The sequence below is a fragment of the Nocardia sp. 852002-51101_SCH5132738 genome (assembly GCF_001665695.1).
GTDB classification, from domain to species: Bacteria; Actinomycetota; Actinomycetes; order Mycobacteriales; family Mycobacteriaceae; genus Nocardia; species Nocardia nova.
Genome location: NZ_LZML01000075.1, coordinates 23,443 through 39,439 on the forward strand (window position 1 = coordinate 23,443; position 15,997 = coordinate 39,439).

Here is a 15,997-nt window from a genome sequence, read left to right on the forward strand (position 1 = left end):
ACCGGGCGCCGGGCGCCGGCGGACCCGGAAAACCGCTGATGAACGGGGCTGTGCGCGCCGATTCCGATGCGCCGCACGGGCTCTGCCGCCGCGACCGCGCACCGTACCGCCGCTCCGGAACGGGATCGCCGCTGGTCGGCGTGGCGAATTCGGTGGGCCGGGCCGCCCGATCCCGGTGGCCGCTCGGAGGTAGCCCGCCACCGAGCGGACTCCGATCGGTAGTCTTATTGGCTGTAACAGCAGCTAGTCGATCTTGGAGGACCCCACTGTGGCTCTCGTCGTTCAGAAGTACGGAGGATCTTCGCTCGAGTCTGCCGAGCGGATCCGGCGCGTCGCTGAGCGGATCGTCGAGACGAAGAAGCAGGGGCACGACGTGGTCGTCGTGTGCTCGGCAATGGGGGACACCACCGACGAACTGCTCGACCTGGCCCAGCAGGTGGCGCCCGCGCCGCCGGCCCGCGAACTCGACATGCTGCTGACCTCCGGTGAGCGCATCTCGAATGCGTTGGTGGCCATGGCGATTCACTCGCTCGGCGCCGAGGCCCGGTCGTTCACCGGTTCCCAGGCGGGAGTCATCACCACCGGCACCCACGGCAACGCCCGCATCATCGACGTGACTCCCTCTCGGGTCCGCGATGCGCTCGACGAGGGCTTGATCGTGCTGGTCGCGGGCTTCCAGGGCGTCTCGCAGGACAGCCGCGACATCACCACGCTGGGCCGCGGCGGCTCCGACACCACCGCGGTCGCCCTGGCCGCCGCGCTCGAGGCCGACGTCTGCGAGATCTACACCGACGTCGACGGCGTGTTCACCGCCGATCCGCGGATCGTGCCGGATGCGCAGAAGCTGGAGCAGGTGAGCTTCGAGGAAATGCTCGAGCTGGCCGCCACCGGCGCCAAGGTGCTGATGCTGCGCTGCGTCGAATACGCCCGCCGCTACAACGTTCCGGTGCATGTGCGGTCGTCCTATACCGACCGCAAGGGCACCTATATCTACGGATCGATGGAGGACATCCCCTTGGAGGACGCAATTCTCACCGGCGTCGCGCACGATCGCAGCGAGGCCAAGGTGACCGTGGTGGCCCTGCCGGACGAGCCGGGCTATGCGGCCAAGGTGTTCCGGGCCATCGCCGACGCCGAGATCAACATCGACATGGTGTTGCAGAACATCTCCAAGGTCGAGACGGGTAAGACCGACATCACCTTCACCCTGCCCAAGGCCGACGGGCCGCGCGCGGTGGAGTTCCTGACCAAGCGCCAGAGCGAACTGGGCTTCAGCCAGGTTCTCTACGACGATCACATCGGCAAGGTCTCCCTCGTCGGCGCGGGTATGAAGAGCCACCCCGGCGTCACCGCCACCTTCTGTGAGGCGCTGGCCAAGGCCGGTATCAACATCGACCTCATCTCCACCTCCGAGATTCGCATCTCCGTGCTGGTCAAGGACACCGAGCTGGACGGCGCCGTGCAGGTGCTGCACAAGGCGTTCGATCTGGGCGGCGACGAGGTCGCGGTCGTGCACGCGGGATCGGGGCGATAAGCCATGGGTGTACGCGTAGGTGTGGTCGGTGCGACCGGGCAGGTCGGCGCCGTCATGCGAAAACTGCTGGAGGAGCGCGACTTTCCCGCCGACGAGGTGCGATTCTTCGCCTCGGCGCGTTCGGCCGGGAAGAAGTTGCCCTGGCGCGGCGGCGAGATCGTGGTCGAGGACACCGAGACCGCGGATCCGTCCGGACTGGATATCGCCCTGTTCTCCGCAGGCGCCACCATGTCCCGGGTGCAGGCGCCGCGGTTCGCGGCCGCGGGCGTGACCGTCATCGACAACTCCTCGGCGTGGCGCAAGGACCCCGAGGTGCCGCTGGTGGTCAGCGAGGTGAATCCCGAACAGACCCGCAATCTGGTCAAGGGCATCATCGCCAATCCGAACTGCACCACGATGGCCGCCATGCCGGTGCTCAAGCCCCTGCACGACGAGGCCGGACTCCAGCGACTGATCGTCTCCAGCTACCAAGCCGTCTCCGGGAGTGGGCTGGCCGGTGTGGAGGAGCTGGCCACGCAGGCCCGCGCGGTGATCGGGGACGCCGAGAAGCTGACCCACGACGGCAGCGCCCTGCAGTTCCCCGCGCCGAACAAGTACGTCGCGCCGATCGCGTTCAACGTGCTGCCGCTGGCGGGTTCGCTCGTCGACGACGGTTCCGGTGAAACCGACGAGGACCAGAAGCTGCGCAACGAGAGCCGCAAGATTCTCGGTCTGCCCGACCTGCTGGTCAGCGGTACCTGTGTGCGCGTGCCGGTCTTCACCGGGCATTCGTTGTCGATCAATGCCGAATTCGCGCGGCCGCTCTCGGTGGAGCGGGCGAAGCAACTGCTCGCCGACGCGGCCGGTGTGAAACTGGTCGACGTTCCGACGCCGCTGGAAGCGGCCGGTAAGGACGAGTCGCTGGTGGGCCGGATCCGCCAGGATCCGGGCGTGCCGGAGGGGCGTGGCCTGGCGCTGTTCGTCTCGGGTGACAACCTGCGAAAGGGCGCCGCGCTCAACACCATTCAGATCGCGGAAGTTCTGCTCGCGCAGCGCTGACACTGCATTTTCGAACGGGCCGTCCGATTGCGGGCGGCCCGTTTTCCTTGCGGGCGCTCAGCCGGTCGCGTTCGGAGGCTCAGCCGGCCGGTTCGCTGCGGGCCCGGAGTCCGTCGAAGACGACGGCGAAAGCGCGGGCTCGCTGCTCGCCGGTAGCAGTGTGCGTGCCCGCGAAGGCGCCCTTCAGCACCCGCATCAGATCGTCGAAGTCGATATCGTCGCGGATCGCGCCGCAATCCTGGGCGCGCCGCAGCAACCGGGCGATCGCGGCCTGGAATTCCTTTGTGGGGCCGGTGATTTCGATCGACTGGTGACCGCCCAGCGCATCTGCGAGATCGCGCTTGACCCCACCCTCGGCGACCATGTGGTCCAGCAGGTCGAAGAAGGCGGCCCCCGGATCGTCGGCGGCTTCGAGTCCGCGCGCGTAGTCGACCATTCGCTCGATGTTGTCGACGATGGCGGCGTGGAACAGGGCTTCCTTGGTGGGGAAGTGGCGGTAGACGGTGCCGGGTCCCACTCCGGCGCGGCGCGCGATCTCGTCCAGCGGGACCGAAATACCTTCGGCGGCAAAGGCTTCCCTGGCAGCAGCGAGTACGCGCTCCCGGTTGCGGCGGGCGTCGGCGCGCAGGGCGCGGCGCGGTTCGGCCGCCGGGTCCACTAACTGTTTCTCCGCCACAGCGCGAGTCTACCCGGTTATCCGTTGACAAACGGGGCGTGCGTTCCGGATTATAAGCGGGGCGTACGTTCCGCTTCTAACAGAGGGAGTTTGTCATGGTTTCCAGTTCGGTGCGCAGTGCCCGCCAGGTGGTCGAGGACCTGTTCGCGACGTTGCCGGCGCGTGATGCCGACGCCTTCGTCGCGGCGCTCGCCCCCGATGCGGTATTCGAGATCCCGTTCCCGATTCCGGGGATGCCGGAGCGGCTCGAGGGGCGGGAGGCGATCCGCGAACACCTCGCGCAACGCTGGTCGGGCCGGTCGGGTGTCGAGGTGCACGGGGTCTATCCCACGGTCTACGAATCCAGCTCGGACGGAGTGCTTTTCGTGGAAAACGAGGTGGATATGACGCTGCCGGGCGCGCCGCGAGCGCGAGTTCGCACCTCGGTAAACGTGGTGCACGTGCGGGACGGGGAAGTGACCCTGTTCCGGGATTATATGGATACCGCGCGGATCGCCGGCTGACCGCGGCCGGTCGCCTCTCATTCATCGATGCCGCTACGTCAGCGGATGCCCGGTGTGCGGGGATCGGGCCCGAGGCAGACCAGTAGAGCGCACCCCGGCGGGGCATCCGAGAACGGCGGTGCCAGTGGGGTGTTCACACAGGACAGCACCGAACAGCCGGGATAGGCGTCGGGCCCGACTCCGAAAATCGCCAGCGTGATGTACGGATCGAAGAACGCGCGGGGGTCCAGGGTGACCGGTGGTTCGACATAGGGACCGGGGTCCGGAATCGGCGGTTGCTGGAAGGCGCCCAGCAGCCTGCGGAAAAATTCCCAGGTCAGCTCGGTCAGGTTCTGCAGGATGCCGGTCGGCCCGCCGCTGCTGTGGTTGCCGAAGACGCCGGTCCACACCACGGTGAGATCCAGGCTCGGGATGAAGAAGACGTCCTGCAGCCCGAGCCCGGACATCGCGAACACATCCGGGGGCAGGAACGACGGTATCTCGATACATCCGGGGCGGCCCCAGAACAGATAGCCGTAACATTCGCGGCCCGGGCCCGTCTGGTGGGCGCGGTGCAGATAATCGGCCGAGACCACCTGCACCCCCTTCCAGTCGCCGTGGCCGGCGACCAGCTGGGCGATCTTGGCGAGATCGTCCGGCGGGATCATCAGGTGCGCGTAGCCGTAGGTGTGACCGGAACGGTCGCGGGCCCAGTAGTAGTCGCTACGCTGGATACCCAAGGGAGAGAACAATTCCCGCTGCGCGAACTGCTGCAGTGGTTCGCCGACGGCCAGTTCGATCACGTACGACAGCAGATCGACGTTGCGCTGACTGTAGGAGAACCGGGTGCCGGGCGGATTGTCGAGCGGGACCCCGAGCGCCTGCACGGCACTGTTCGGATCGATCGGCACCACCCCGGAGATCCCCTCGTTGATCACTCCGACACGCAGGCCCGAGCGCTCGGTCAGCAAATCCTCGACGGTGATCGCGCGGTGGGCGGCGTCGCCGAGACCGGGCGGCAGATAGCGGTCGATCGGCGCTTCGATATCGAGTTTGCCCTGATCCCACGCGATTCCGGCGATCAGCGAGACCACGCTCTTGGTGACGCTCCAGATATTCCACGGCGTCGTATCGGTGGCGTCGTTGTGCGCGCCGGTTCCGATCAGGCAGTTGTGCCGGAAGATCTTGACGTTCAGCCGGTTCCGTTCGTCGGCGAACCGCAGGGCAGAAGCCAGCCGCGCCGCGTCCAGGCCCGCCGATTCCGGTGTGGCTCGTTCGAATCCGCGTCCGGACGAGACCGCGCAGGTCTGTGCACTCTCCGCGCGCACCGGGACCGCGGTGGCGCAGGTACCACCGATCAGTACGACGACGAGAACCCCGATCACACAGCCCTGGAGGCGTCCCATGAGCCGAGGTTAACCACCGGCATCTGTGGTGGTGCCCAACACGCAACCGCCGCAACCAAATCGGAATCGGTGTCGCGGTTTTCGGTCGAACGCCGGGTCCGCTCCGCGCAGGGGGACGCCGCCGAGCGTAAGCCCGGCGGCGTCGTGCGCAGCACTCCCGCAAAACGTCCCTTTCGGTCTTTTCTTGACTTATTCCAGAAAACGGGCAGACTGGGTTCATGCACACCGGTGGTTTCGATCCGCGCGAACGATTGCGCGCGGCCGGTCTGCGGGTCACCCGCCCGCGGGTGGCGGTGCTGGAAGCGGTTGCCGCCCATCCGCATTCGGATGCCGACAGGGTGGCCGCCGCGGTCCGGCAGCAGCTGGGATCGGTGTCGACACAGGCTGTGTACGACGTACTGCACGCCTGTGTCGGCGCCGGCCTGCTGCGCCGGATCGAACCGGCCGGTTCGCCGGCCCGGTACGAAACCCGCATCGCCGACAACCATCACCATCTGGTGTGCAGGAACTGCGGCACGGTCGTGGACGTGGACTGTGCCGTGGGCCGTGCCCCCTGCCTCGACCCGTCGGACGCGCACGGGTTCACGATCGACGAAGCCGAGGTCGTGTTCTGGGGACTCTGCCCGCAATGCCGTCGCGGTGACGACGCGCCATCCCGATAGCCCGGACATCCCGGGCGACAGCAGAAACAGGAGGCTGCGATGACAAAGCCGATCAGTGGGCCGATCAGTGGGCCGACCACTACCAACACCGGCACTCCGGTCCCCAGCGACAACGAATCGCTGACCGCCGGGACCGAGGGCCCGATTCTGCTGCACGACCACTATCTGATCGAGAAGCTCGCCCAGTTCAACCGGGAGCGGGTGCCGGAGCGGATCGTGCACGCCAAGGGTGCGGGGGCCTTCGGTGAGCTCGTCGTCACCAACGACGTCAGCCGCTACACCAAGGCGAAGCTGTTCCAGCCGGGTGCGCGGACCGAGTCGCTGGTGCGGTTCTCCACCGTCGCCGGCGAGCAGGGCAGCCCCGACACCTGGCGCGATCCGCGCGGCTTCGCGGTCAAGTTCTACACCCCGGACGGCAACTACGACCTGGTCGGCAACAACACCCCGGTGTTCTTCATCAAGGATCCGATCAAGTTCCCCGACTTCATCCGTTCGCAGAAGCGGTTGCCGGGCAACGGTCTTCGCGATCACAACATGCAGTGGGACTTCTGGACCCTGCGCCCGGAATCGGCGCATCAGGTGACCTGGCTGATGGGCGACCGCGGTATTCCCAAGACCTACCGCCATATGAACGGCTACGGCTCGCACACCTATCAGTGGATCAACGCCGAGGGTGAACGGTTCTGGGTGAAGTACCACTTCAAGACCGATCAGGGCATCGAATTCCTGACCCAGGCCGAGGCCGATCGGCTGGCCGGCACCGATCCCGACTATCACCGCCAGGATCTGTGGGAGGCGATCGAACGCGGTGAGTTCCCCAGCTGGACTCTGTATGTGCAGATCATGCCGGTGGGTGAGGCGGCGAACTACCGCTTCAACCCGTTCGATCTGACCAAGGTGTGGTCGCACAAGGACTACCCGCTGATCGAGGTCGGTACCTGGACGCTGAACCGCAACCCGAGCAACTACTTCGTCGAGATCGAACAGGCCGCATTCGAGCCGTCGGCGATCGTGCCGGGTATCGGCTATTCGCCGGACAAGATGCTGCTGGGCCGGGTCTTCGCCTATGCCGACGCTCATCGCTACCGCATCGGCACCAACTACCACCAGCTGCCGCCGAACCGCGCGCGTGCGGCCGAGGTGAACTCCTATTCCAAGGAGGGCGCCATGCGCTACGACTTCAACGCGCCGGAAGTGCCTGTGTACGCACCGAATTCGTTCGGTGGCCCACATGCCGACGCGGCCGCGGCCCCGGAGGAGGCGGCGTGGAGTTTCGAGCCCGAGCAGGTGCGGGCCGGCTACGTTCAGCACGCCGAGGACAGCGACTGGGCGCAGCCGGGCACGCTGGTGCGTGAGGTCTTCAACGACGAACAGCGAGAGCGCCTGGTGGACAACGTGGTCGGGCATGTGCTCGGCGGCGTGCGCGAACCGGTGCTGAGCCGGGTGTTCGACTACTGGAAGAACGTCGATCCGGAGATCGGCAAGCGCATCGAGGAAGGTGTGCGTGCCGGTCTGAACGGCAACAGCTGACCAGGACGACACCCGCGGCCCGCATCGGATTTCGGTGCGGGCCGGCCACATCGTGAACAGGCCTTCCGTCAGCGGGTTTCGATCCGTGGGATCGGATCCGCTGACTCATCTCCGGGTGTGTGAGAAGTGTCAACCGCGGGCGGGAGCAGGATGTCGACGAGCCGTGCCGCCGTAATGTGGTCGAGCGGGGCATGGCCGAGCAGGAAGCGGTACCAGAACAGGCCGTACAGCAGATCCACCAGGAGGTCCGCATCCGTGTCGCCGGGCAGTTCGCCACGCGTGATCGCTCGCTCGAGAATGTCGCGCGCGGCGGCGCGGCGGGCGGCGGTGAACTCCTGTAGTAATTCGGCGAGGTGGGGGTCGCGGGCGGCCTCGCGCACCAGCGCGCGCAACGCCGGGGCGGTCGAATCCCCCTGGGCGCCGGTGAAAGTCGAATCCGCGACGGCCAGCAAGTCGGTGCGCACCGAGCCGGTGTCCGGGGTCGGCACCTCTTGGCGAGCGCGTTCGAGCAGGGCTTCGAGCAGCACCGCACCCTTCGACGGCCACCAGCGGTAGATCGTCTGCTTGCCGACCCCGGCCGCGGCGGCGATGGAATCGACCGTGACCGACCCGCCGTCGGAGGTGGCGAGCTGGGCGAGGGCGGCGTCCAGAATCGCGCGGTGGGTTGCCTCGTTCCGGCGCCGGCCGGTGTGCGCGCGTTCGGGTGGGGGTGAATCGGGTTGCCGCGGTGGTCCCATGGTCTACCTCCCAGCGGTGGCGGTGCGCGGGAATACCGCACCCGCTACGCTCGTTGTCGAGACTGTCAGTCTCGACAAACTGTACAGGACAGGAACAGTAGCAATGAGCGCTTCCAGCACCGGCATCCCGCGCGTCGTCGTCATGGGCGGTAGTTCCGGAATCGGTGCGGCCACCGCCGCGCTGTTCGCGAACGAGGGCGCCGAGGTCGTCGTCACCGGCCGCAGCCAGGACAAACTCGACGCGGCGGTGGCACGGCTGGGTGGCAAGACCAGCGGCTACCGGATGGACGCGACCGACGGCGAGCAGATCGCGGCATTCTTCGCGCAGTCCGGCAGCATCGACCACCTCGTCATCGCGGTCAGCGGTTCGGCGGGCAGCGGTCCGTTCGCCGAACTCGATCTCGACCACTTGGTGGAGGGGTTCGACGGTAAGTTCTGGCCGCAGGTGAAAATCGTGAAAGCGGCTCTGCCGCATCTGGTTTCGAACGGATCGATCACCCTGATCACCGCCGCGTCGGCGCATGCCGCCTTCCCCGGCACCGCCGGACTGGCCGCGATCAACGGGGCGCTGAACGCCATGGTGCCTCCGCTGGCGGTCGAACTCGCCCCGCTGCGGGTCAACGCGGTAGCCCCCGGCGTCATCGACACCGAATGGTGGGATCGGGTGCCGGAGGAACGCCGCCGCACCCTCTTCGACGGCCTCGCCGCCACCACACCCGTCGGGCGCGTAGGCGACCCGGAGGAACTGGCCCGGGCCGTGCACATGATCGCCACCAACGGCTTCGTCAGCGGCGTGGTGCTCGACGTGACCGGCGGGGCGAACCTGCCCACCGGCCGCTGAGGTACCCGCTCGCCGGTGGTCGGCCCGGCGAGGTGCTGCCCGGTGGGGCGCCGATCGGTCAGATCAAGCCCCACCAGTAGATCAGGCAAGCCAGAACGAAGGCGACCGCAGTTTCCATACCCCCATCATTCCTCGAGTCGGACATCGGCGCCGCTGCCGAAATCGACATCGGCGGTCGGCGCCGGTCGCCGCTGCCGCATACACAGCCGATCCGCCCGGTCTGTCACCCCTCGTCGACAGACCGAGCGGATCGGCTCGGTTGCGCCGGTGGGTGATCCTGCCGCCCCCTCTCGCGGCAGGAGCACTCCCGGTGTCGAGGACGACAATGCCGGGGTGCGCTTGCCGCGCCCTTAACGAGCGCTTGTGGGGCAGGGAAGGTGTGTGGGAAGGGAATAGGGCCCGTCGATCAACCGACGATGACGACGACCAGGCGTCGCTCGGTCTCCTCGATGACACCGCCGACCTTGCCGGAATCGGCCTCCGGATCGGTCATGGCGGTCGGCCCGCCGAACCACGTGATGGATCGGCGCGGGTCCAGTTTGTCCAGGACCTGCGGCAGTGAGTAGTCGATCTGCTCGACGCGGACCACGCAGATGTGACAGTCGGCCAGGACGGCGGCATCGCGGCGGCACTGTCCCGGTCCGCCGTCGAGAATCAGGGTGCCGGCGTCGGCCACCGCGCCGGCGCACCCGGTGACCACGGCATCGCTACGTTCGCGATCGAGAATCGACAGGTGCGGTTGATCGTCGAGGACACGGTGTTCGCCCGTCAGTTCCCAGCGCCGCAGCCAATGTTCGGGCAGCCCGTCGGGCGCCAGCGCCGAGCGGGCGCCGTGGGCCCGCAGGGCCGAGTCGATCGCCCCCGGAATCTCCTCCGGGCCGACCCGATGGACCTGGGCGCCATGATGTTTGAGGCGATCGATGAACAGTTCGACGATCTCGGCCTGGTCCTCGGCCGAGGGCACCGGGGCGTTGCGCTGATAGTTGCGCGGCACCGGCACCATACGTTCGTCATTGGGTAGCGCCTCGAGGGCATCGCGCACGCGGCGCAGGAAATCCTCCCGCGAGGTCACCGTGAATCTCCCGTTCCATTGCTCCGGCTCCTCCCGCCGGATCGTACTTCGCGAACCAGGCTACCGTGCGGTAGGAGATCGCGAGCTCAGCCTACGGATTCCCGGCTACGCCGGCGGCGGATCAGCGTGACGACCAGATCGGCCGCGGTGGCCGCCCACACCGCCAGCGCCACCCACGCCTCACCGTGTCCGAAGGCGACCATCCATTGTTCGCCGGTGGCCTTGCCCAGTTCGGCGGTTCCCACGCCGTACATGCCCACGGGAAACACGATGCTCCACAGTCCGGGTTCGTAGCTCAGCCCGAAGTGCCGGACCAGATGCCGCCAGATGCCGGCCGCCAGCAGCAGCGGCACCAGCCAGCTGCCGAAGGCCCACAGCACCAGCGTCGAACCCTCGAGCATGGGCCGTACCGTCGCGATCAACGCCACCGAACTCTGATCCATGATCTGGGTGCCGGCCAGCACGCTGATCGCGGTGGCGCCCATGAAGATCCAATAGGTGGGCGCCAGCAGCTGCGCGGTCAGCGACGTGCCGAACAGGGTGCCCAGCACCACCGTCGCCACGATGCCGTAGAGCACCACGCCGACCGACCAGCACAGCAGCGCCGGCACCGCGAAACGCTGAACCCAAGGCTGCGGCAGCGCGGTGGCGGCCACCGCGAGCGATTGCGTGCCGACCACCCACAGGAACCAGGTGCCGTTGGCTCCGGTCACCGCGGTGGGCGCGCCGTGGTGCACCATCAGCAACGCCGGAATCGCGTAGACGAGTACCGCCCACGCGACCGTCGCCACCAGCAACAAGGCCAGCGCCGCACCCACCCAGGCGTGTCGCGAGAGCCCCGCCGACAACACCGCGGTGCCGGCGACGAAGGCGAGATAGGTGAAGCCGGTCGCGGGATTCACCGCATCGCCGATCACGCGGTCGCGGAAGAACGCGATGCGCAGCAGGGTCGCCACCACGAGCACGGCATAGGCGATCAGGCCGATGATCAGCAGGGCGGTGCCGCCCCATTCCCACCCCGCCGAGCCGACGGCCCGCGAGACGATGCCGGTCGCCATCACCGAGGCGAACCACCCCGGCCCGAGATTCGCCACGAAACCCACTCGCCGCCCGAACGACTCGCTCACAGCGTGAGTGTTCCACGCGAACGTCGCCGAGCCGCGCATCCACACGCTCCGGGCTCTGGTCGAGCTGACGCCGCTCAGGCGACGGTGACCTTGTCGTCCTCGGCAGCTGGTTCCTCGCGAACGACCAGCAGGCGTTCGCGGTGGTGTTCCTCGTGCAGGTCGCGGCGGCGGGCGTGCAACAGTTGTTCGAGAGTGACGATGCCGCACAACCTGTTCGGATCGTCGCGCGCGACCACGGGTGCTGCCGTCACGTGCGCCAGCGCGAGTGCGTTGGCCACCTCGCGCAGGGTGTTGTCCGGATGGACCGAGGTCCGGATGCTCAGGGTGGCGGCCGCGACCGTGGTGCCGAGGCAGTTCTGCAGCACCTGACGGGTGGTCACGCCGACCAGCGCGCCGGAACCGTCGACCACGGGGTAGAGCCCGGCGTAGTGGGTCTGCGGCAGGATCGGGTCGATGAGATCGTCGATTCCGAGCACCAGCGGATCGGCGGTCATCACCTCGTGGGTGAAGAACGTCTCCAGCGGATCGGTGGTGTATTCGCGGGTCAGATGCAGTCGGCGGCGGGCGATCTTCTCGGTCAGCACCGAACGCTTGAGCAGCAGTACCGACACCGCGTACGCCGAGACCGAGGCCACCGCCAGCGGCAGCACGTCGTTCCAGGCATGGGTGAGTTCACAGGTGAAGACGATGCCCGTCAGCGGTGAGCGCATCACACCACCCACGACCGCGGCCAGTCCGCACATGGCCCAGAAGCCGGCGGTGACGTGCGGCAGCAATCCGCCCTCGGCGGCGCCGAGCGCCGCGCCGATCATGAACACCGGCGCCAGCACGCCGCCGGAGGTGCCCGATCCGAGTGAGAGCGACCAGATCAGCGTTTTCACCACGAGAATGCCGACGATCAGCGACAGCGTGGCATGTCCGGTGAGCAACTGGTCGATGACGTCGTAGCCGACGCCGAGCGCTCGCGGTTCGAACAGGCCGCCGATGCCGATGATCAGGCCGCCGATCGCGGGCCACCACATCCAGTGCACGGGAAGTTTGGCGAAGGAGTCCTCGGCGAAATACACCATCGCGGTGGCGGCGATGGCCAGCAGTCCGCCGGTGATGCCGGGGATCAGCGCCAGGCCGTCGGACAGCGCGCCGGGAGTGCGCCCGTCGGTCGCCACCGCGAAGACCGGTCCGTTGCCGAGCATCGCCCAGCGGCAGATGGTGCCGGTGACCACGGCGGCCACCACCGGAACGAAACTGCGTGGCCGCCATTCGAACAGCAGCAGTTCCACCGCGAGCAGAATCGCCGCGAGCGGGGCGTTGAAGGTCGCGGCCATACCCGCCGCCGAACCGGCGACCAGCAGTGTCTTGCGTTCGTCCGCGGACAGTTTCAGCAACTGCGCCACAATCGAGCCGACCGCGCCGCCGGTCATGATGATCGGCCCCTCGGCGCCGAACGGCCCGCCCGAGCCGATGCTGATCGCCGCCGAGGCCGGCTTGAGCAGCGCCACCCGCGGTTGCACCCGGGACCCGCCGGTCAGAATGGCCTCGATCGCCTCCGGCATGCCGTGACCGCGAATCTTCTCCGAGCCGTAGCGCGCCATCACCCCGATGATCAGGCCGCCGACGACCGGTGCGCTCAGCACCAGCCACCACGGGTGATGGGTCGCGCCCGGTGCGACCATCTCGGTGCTGAGGCGTTGATAGAACACGAGATTCGTGATGAAGCCGATCAGCTTCAGCAGCGCGTAGGCGGCCCCCGCGGCCGCTCCGCCGACCGGTATCGCGAGTCCGGCGATCAGCAGCAGTCGCGGCGTGACCTGGAAATCACCCAGATGTGTTGCGCGCGAATGCCCGGCGCTCATAACGACCCCGGCCCGGTGGCGGTGACGAAAGGCGTGGTGGCGGCGGCCTGCACCAAGTCCCGCGCCGCGACGATCACGCGGTCGCGCGCCTCGGGAGTGAGCTCGTCGAGCAAGGACCCGAAGGCGACTTTCCGCCGCTGCAGCACCTGGTCGACCACCGCCTGCCCGGCGGTGGTGACCTCGATGGTGACCACGCTGCGGTTGTGCGCATCGGTTCCTCGCGCCACGTATCCGCGGCCCTCGAGTTTGTCGGCCAGTCGCGTCACCGAGGAGGCGTTGACGCCGAGCGCGGCGGCCAGCCGCGACGACGACACCCGGCCGAGGGCCTGCAGGATCAGCAGGAAGCGCATCTGCGGAAAGGTGACGCCGGGAGGTGCGGCGTGGGCGCTGTCCCAGGCGATGGAAACCAGCATCCGGGTCAGCGCTTCCAGTGCCGCGATCTCGGCGGTGGTGCTCTGTGCGGGCGCGGCGCCGGCGAGCGACGCGGCGGTCTCCTCATGGCCTTGCATTAGACAAGAGTTGCAATATGCAAAGGTGGGGTCAAGTCGAGCGACCTCTGTTGTGGTCGCGATCACAACGGAGGCTGCGCGGAGTGACGTGCTCCTGCCGGTATCGGTCGGCAGAGAATGACGAAGCCCTCGCGATGCGGCTGCTGCAGGATGCGATCTGTCTTCGGATCGAATTCCCGTGCGCCGCAGGAGGAAATGTGGACCTGTCGAAAGCCGGGCTCAGGCGTCGAGCGTGCCGTTGCGGAGGTCGGTGGTGAAGGCGTCCCATTCGGCAGGGGTGAAGACGAGGGCGGGGCCGGTGGGGTTCTTGGAGTCGCGGATGCCTACATGACCGTTGTCGAGGAACGCGGTCTCCACGCACTCTTTGCCGCCCCCGCTGCGGCTGGATTTGAACCACTTGGCGCCGGCTAGGTCCAGGTTCACCGTTCGTGCTCCCTTGCTATCTGCCGCAGTCGGCGCTTGCTCTCTGCAACGTCGTGCGCCGCATCCCGAATGACGCTGTACGCCTGACGATACCTGGCGACGTCCTTTGCGCGCTCGAGATATAGATCGCCCGCAAAGGATTCGATGTACACGACTGTCGGAGACAGTTCGCGTCCCTTCGAGTCGGTGCCGAAGTCGAGGATGGCAAACGGACCTGTCGGGAGACCTGCGGGAAATCCGGTCTCGTAGGGCAGCACTCTCACCGTGACGTTAGCCGGAAGATTTGCCAGATGATGGCATTGTGCCGCCATGATCTTTCCGCTGCCCACAACGGTGTGCAGTACCGATTCATGGATGACGAAATCGACCATGACCGGTTTGACCTTCAGGGTCAGCAACATCTGGCGCTTGACGCGTAGCTGGATTCGCCGTTCCAGCTCCTGCTCGTTGATGTCGGAGTAGTAGCCCAGTTCAATTGCCCGAGCGTAGGCCGGTATTTGTAGGAGTCCAGCGACGATATGGGGTTGGAAGATCGACAGTTTCTCCGACGACGACTCCAATCCGACGTACAAATCGAAGTTTCCGGTGATCACATCATCGAATGCCTGCCACCAACTTTTCTCGGTGCTCTGCTTCGCCAGGCCGATGAGCCCCGCACACACCTCGGGATCGTCGATGTCGTAAATGCGGCACAGCGCCTCCACATCGAGCACGCGGATGGCCGGGGACTTCCCGGCCTCGAGCCGAGACAGTTTGCTCGCCGACCATTGCATCAGCGGCGCAACATCTTCCAACCGCAGGCCGACGCCGAGTCGGGCCTCCTTGAGATACCTCCCCAATTGCCGCCGGGGCAGAGTGGTCGAGCTGTCCTCACCGATGTTCGTCACGGATTCCTCGTTTGCATCGTGAGCGGTCGCCGTTTGCACGAGGAAAGAAATCGGCTACCCCCGTGCGAACCGCTCTGGGCCGTCGCAGAACCTTCGTTGCATATGCATGGCGCTATTGTCCCGCCGGCTCATTCGGTGGTCTTCTTGAGCCACCCCGATGGCCGGGAAACTCGAATCGGCAAGTCGCACAACCGTTGCCCCCGGATGCGACTACACCCGTGATGATACCGACGAGACATTACCGCGTAGCACCGACGCCGCAAGGTAATGGCCGAAAAATGGCCCCGGCCATCGGGAGTACCACCAGCCGTATGTCCGCTGGTGCCCCGACGATGTCCGGAGGTGTTCTCCCGTGCACGGTTTGCGACCGATCATCCACAGCGCCCTGCCGACCATGACCACCACGCTCGCTCACCGCATCATGCAGGACCATCTCGACTGCCCGATCACGGTGTGCGCCAGAAAGTTACAGGCCAAACTCTGGCTCGTCGCGACGGGCGCCATGCACCCCGCCGACCGCCCGCACTTCGGGATCTGAGCATGACCAATCCCGTCTTCCACGGCCCGCTCGCCAACCCGATCTCCCCCGAGCGGATGCACCGTGAGATCCACGCCGAACGCCACGCCGACTGCACCCCGCACACCTGCGAGATGCTCAGCAGCTGCCGCAACATCCTCACAACCCTCGGCCACGACCCCGACGCCGCGACCACTGCCGAATGCGCCGCTTGCAGCACCGGCCGGACAATGAAAACGTCCCGCTCGCAGGATGTTTCGACGCCACCATCCACACTCCCCACCGAGTGGCGCGAGCGGGCCTGAGGTGCCTGCGGGGTCCCCCTCCCGACCCCGCAGGCCACCGCAACTCCCCACTACCGCAACTCCCCACTACCGCAACTCCCCACTACCGCAACGCGCCGCCATCGCAACGCGCCACCACGGCACCACGCCGCCATCGCAGCGTCCCGCTCCGCAACGCCGCGCGCGCCATCCCGCCCGACGAGGAACGACGTATGACACCTTCTCTGCCACAACGCATTCCACGAACATCATCGGCACCTGCGATCCACGGCGACCCCCACTGGTACGCGGCAATCGCACAAGCCCTACGCGCCACCCCCGCCGCCCGTTTCCCCTGCCTGAGGTCAAGTCCAAGCGGGTGGTGTATCGGGGTGATTTCCGCGTGATCCTGTTCGATCAGGCGGTCAGTGCGGGGGTGG

17 protein-coding genes are annotated in these 15,997 nt (G+C 67.1%); 8 read left to right on the top strand and 9 right to left on the bottom strand.

The annotated features are described in order from the left end of the window. Positions 1-268 precede the first annotated feature (268 nt). Positions 269-1,534 (top strand): aspartate kinase, encoded by a 1,266-nt coding sequence (locus tag A5789_RS11435; protein WP_030516481.1) that lies wholly within the window; start codon positions 269-271, stop codon positions 1,532-1,534. A gap of 3 nt (positions 1,535-1,537) precedes the next feature. Next, on the top strand, positions 1,538-2,572 hold the full coding sequence (locus tag A5789_RS11440; protein WP_030516480.1) for an aspartate-semialdehyde dehydrogenase: 1,035 nt from the start codon (positions 1,538-1,540) through the stop codon (positions 2,570-2,572). A gap of 79 nt (positions 2,573-2,651) precedes the next feature. Here the strand turns inward: A5789_RS11440 and A5789_RS11445 are convergent, their stop codons facing one another. Continuing rightward, a complete protein-coding gene (locus A5789_RS11445; protein WP_227462939.1) occupies positions 2,652-3,248 on the bottom strand; it encodes a TetR/AcrR family transcriptional regulator in 597 nt (198 codons plus the stop codon). Positions 3,249-3,343: 95 nt separating this feature from the next. Between A5789_RS11445 and A5789_RS11450 the strand changes: the two genes are divergently transcribed. Beyond that, a complete protein-coding gene (locus tag A5789_RS11450; RefSeq protein ID WP_064906592.1) occupies positions 3,344-3,751 on the top strand; it encodes a nuclear transport factor 2 family protein in 408 nt (135 codons plus the stop codon). Positions 3,752-3,789: 38 nt separating this feature from the next. Here the strand turns inward: A5789_RS11450 and A5789_RS11455 are convergent, their stop codons facing one another. Next, positions 3,790-5,136 (bottom strand): serine hydrolase, encoded by a 1,347-nt coding sequence (locus A5789_RS11455; protein WP_064906597.1) that lies wholly within the window; start codon positions 5,134-5,136, stop codon positions 3,790-3,792. 218 nt (positions 5,137-5,354) lie between these two features. Between A5789_RS11455 and A5789_RS11460 the strand changes: the two genes are divergently transcribed. Continuing rightward, complete coding sequence (locus tag A5789_RS11460) at positions 5,355-5,798, top strand: Fur family transcriptional regulator (RefSeq protein ID WP_063011017.1); 444 nt, start codon at positions 5,355-5,357, stop codon at positions 5,796-5,798. 63 nt (positions 5,799-5,861) lie between these two features. Further along, entirely contained in the window at positions 5,862-7,328 is a 1,467-nt protein-coding gene (locus A5789_RS11465; protein ID WP_063011074.1) for a catalase, read from the top strand. 68 nt (positions 7,329-7,396) lie between these two features. Here A5789_RS11465 and A5789_RS11470 read toward each other — a convergent pair whose 3' ends face one another. Further along, positions 7,397-8,065, bottom strand: a complete 669-nt coding sequence (locus A5789_RS11470; protein WP_064906599.1) for a TetR/AcrR family transcriptional regulator — start codon at positions 8,063-8,065, stop codon at positions 7,397-7,399. Positions 8,066-8,168: 103 nt separating this feature from the next. Here A5789_RS11470 and A5789_RS11475 point away from each other — a divergent pair, with 103 nt between their 5' ends. After that, positions 8,169-8,906, top strand: a complete 738-nt coding sequence (locus A5789_RS11475; RefSeq protein ID WP_063011019.1) for an SDR family oxidoreductase — start codon at positions 8,169-8,171, stop codon at positions 8,904-8,906. Positions 8,907-9,312: 406 nt separating this feature from the next. On the opposite strand, the gene A5789_RS11480 is transcribed toward A5789_RS11475, so the two are convergent. From A5789_RS11480 to A5789_RS11505, 6 genes are all read right to left on the bottom strand, one after another. Further along, positions 9,313-9,978 (bottom strand): LUD domain-containing protein, encoded by a 666-nt coding sequence (locus A5789_RS11480; protein WP_063011021.1) that lies wholly within the window; start codon positions 9,976-9,978, stop codon positions 9,313-9,315. Between the two features lie 86 nt (positions 9,979-10,064). Further along, positions 10,065-11,105, bottom strand: a complete 1,041-nt coding sequence (locus A5789_RS11485) for a tellurite resistance/C4-dicarboxylate transporter family protein (protein WP_193615531.1) — start codon at positions 11,103-11,105, stop codon at positions 10,065-10,067. Positions 11,106-11,179: 74 nt separating this feature from the next. Then, complete coding sequence (locus A5789_RS11490; RefSeq protein ID WP_064927225.1) at positions 11,180-12,958, bottom strand: chloride channel protein; 1,779 nt, start codon at positions 12,956-12,958, stop codon at positions 11,180-11,182. After that, entirely contained in the window at positions 12,955-13,467 is a 513-nt protein-coding gene (locus A5789_RS11495) for a MarR family winged helix-turn-helix transcriptional regulator (protein ID WP_082940632.1), read from the bottom strand. Before A5789_RS11495 ends, A5789_RS11490 begins: the two co-directional genes overlap by 4 nt. Before the next feature lie 219 nt (positions 13,468-13,686). After that, entirely contained in the window at positions 13,687-13,890 is a 204-nt protein-coding gene (locus A5789_RS11500) for a DUF397 domain-containing protein (RefSeq protein ID WP_064906602.1), read from the bottom strand. Further along, a complete protein-coding gene (locus A5789_RS11505) occupies positions 13,887-14,777 on the bottom strand; it encodes a helix-turn-helix transcriptional regulator (RefSeq protein WP_082940634.1) in 891 nt (296 codons plus the stop codon). Before A5789_RS11505 ends, A5789_RS11500 begins: the two co-directional genes overlap by 4 nt. Before the next feature lie 352 nt (positions 14,778-15,129). Here A5789_RS11505 and A5789_RS11510 point away from each other — a divergent pair, with 352 nt between their 5' ends. Both A5789_RS11510 and A5789_RS11515 read left to right on the top strand, forming a co-directional pair. Continuing rightward, complete coding sequence (locus A5789_RS11510; protein WP_063011028.1) at positions 15,130-15,315, top strand: hypothetical protein; 186 nt, start codon at positions 15,130-15,132, stop codon at positions 15,313-15,315. A gap of 2 nt (positions 15,316-15,317) precedes the next feature. Continuing rightward, a complete protein-coding gene (locus A5789_RS11515) occupies positions 15,318-15,599 on the top strand; it encodes a hypothetical protein (RefSeq protein ID WP_064906604.1) in 282 nt (93 codons plus the stop codon). Positions 15,600-15,997: the final 398 nt, after the last annotated feature.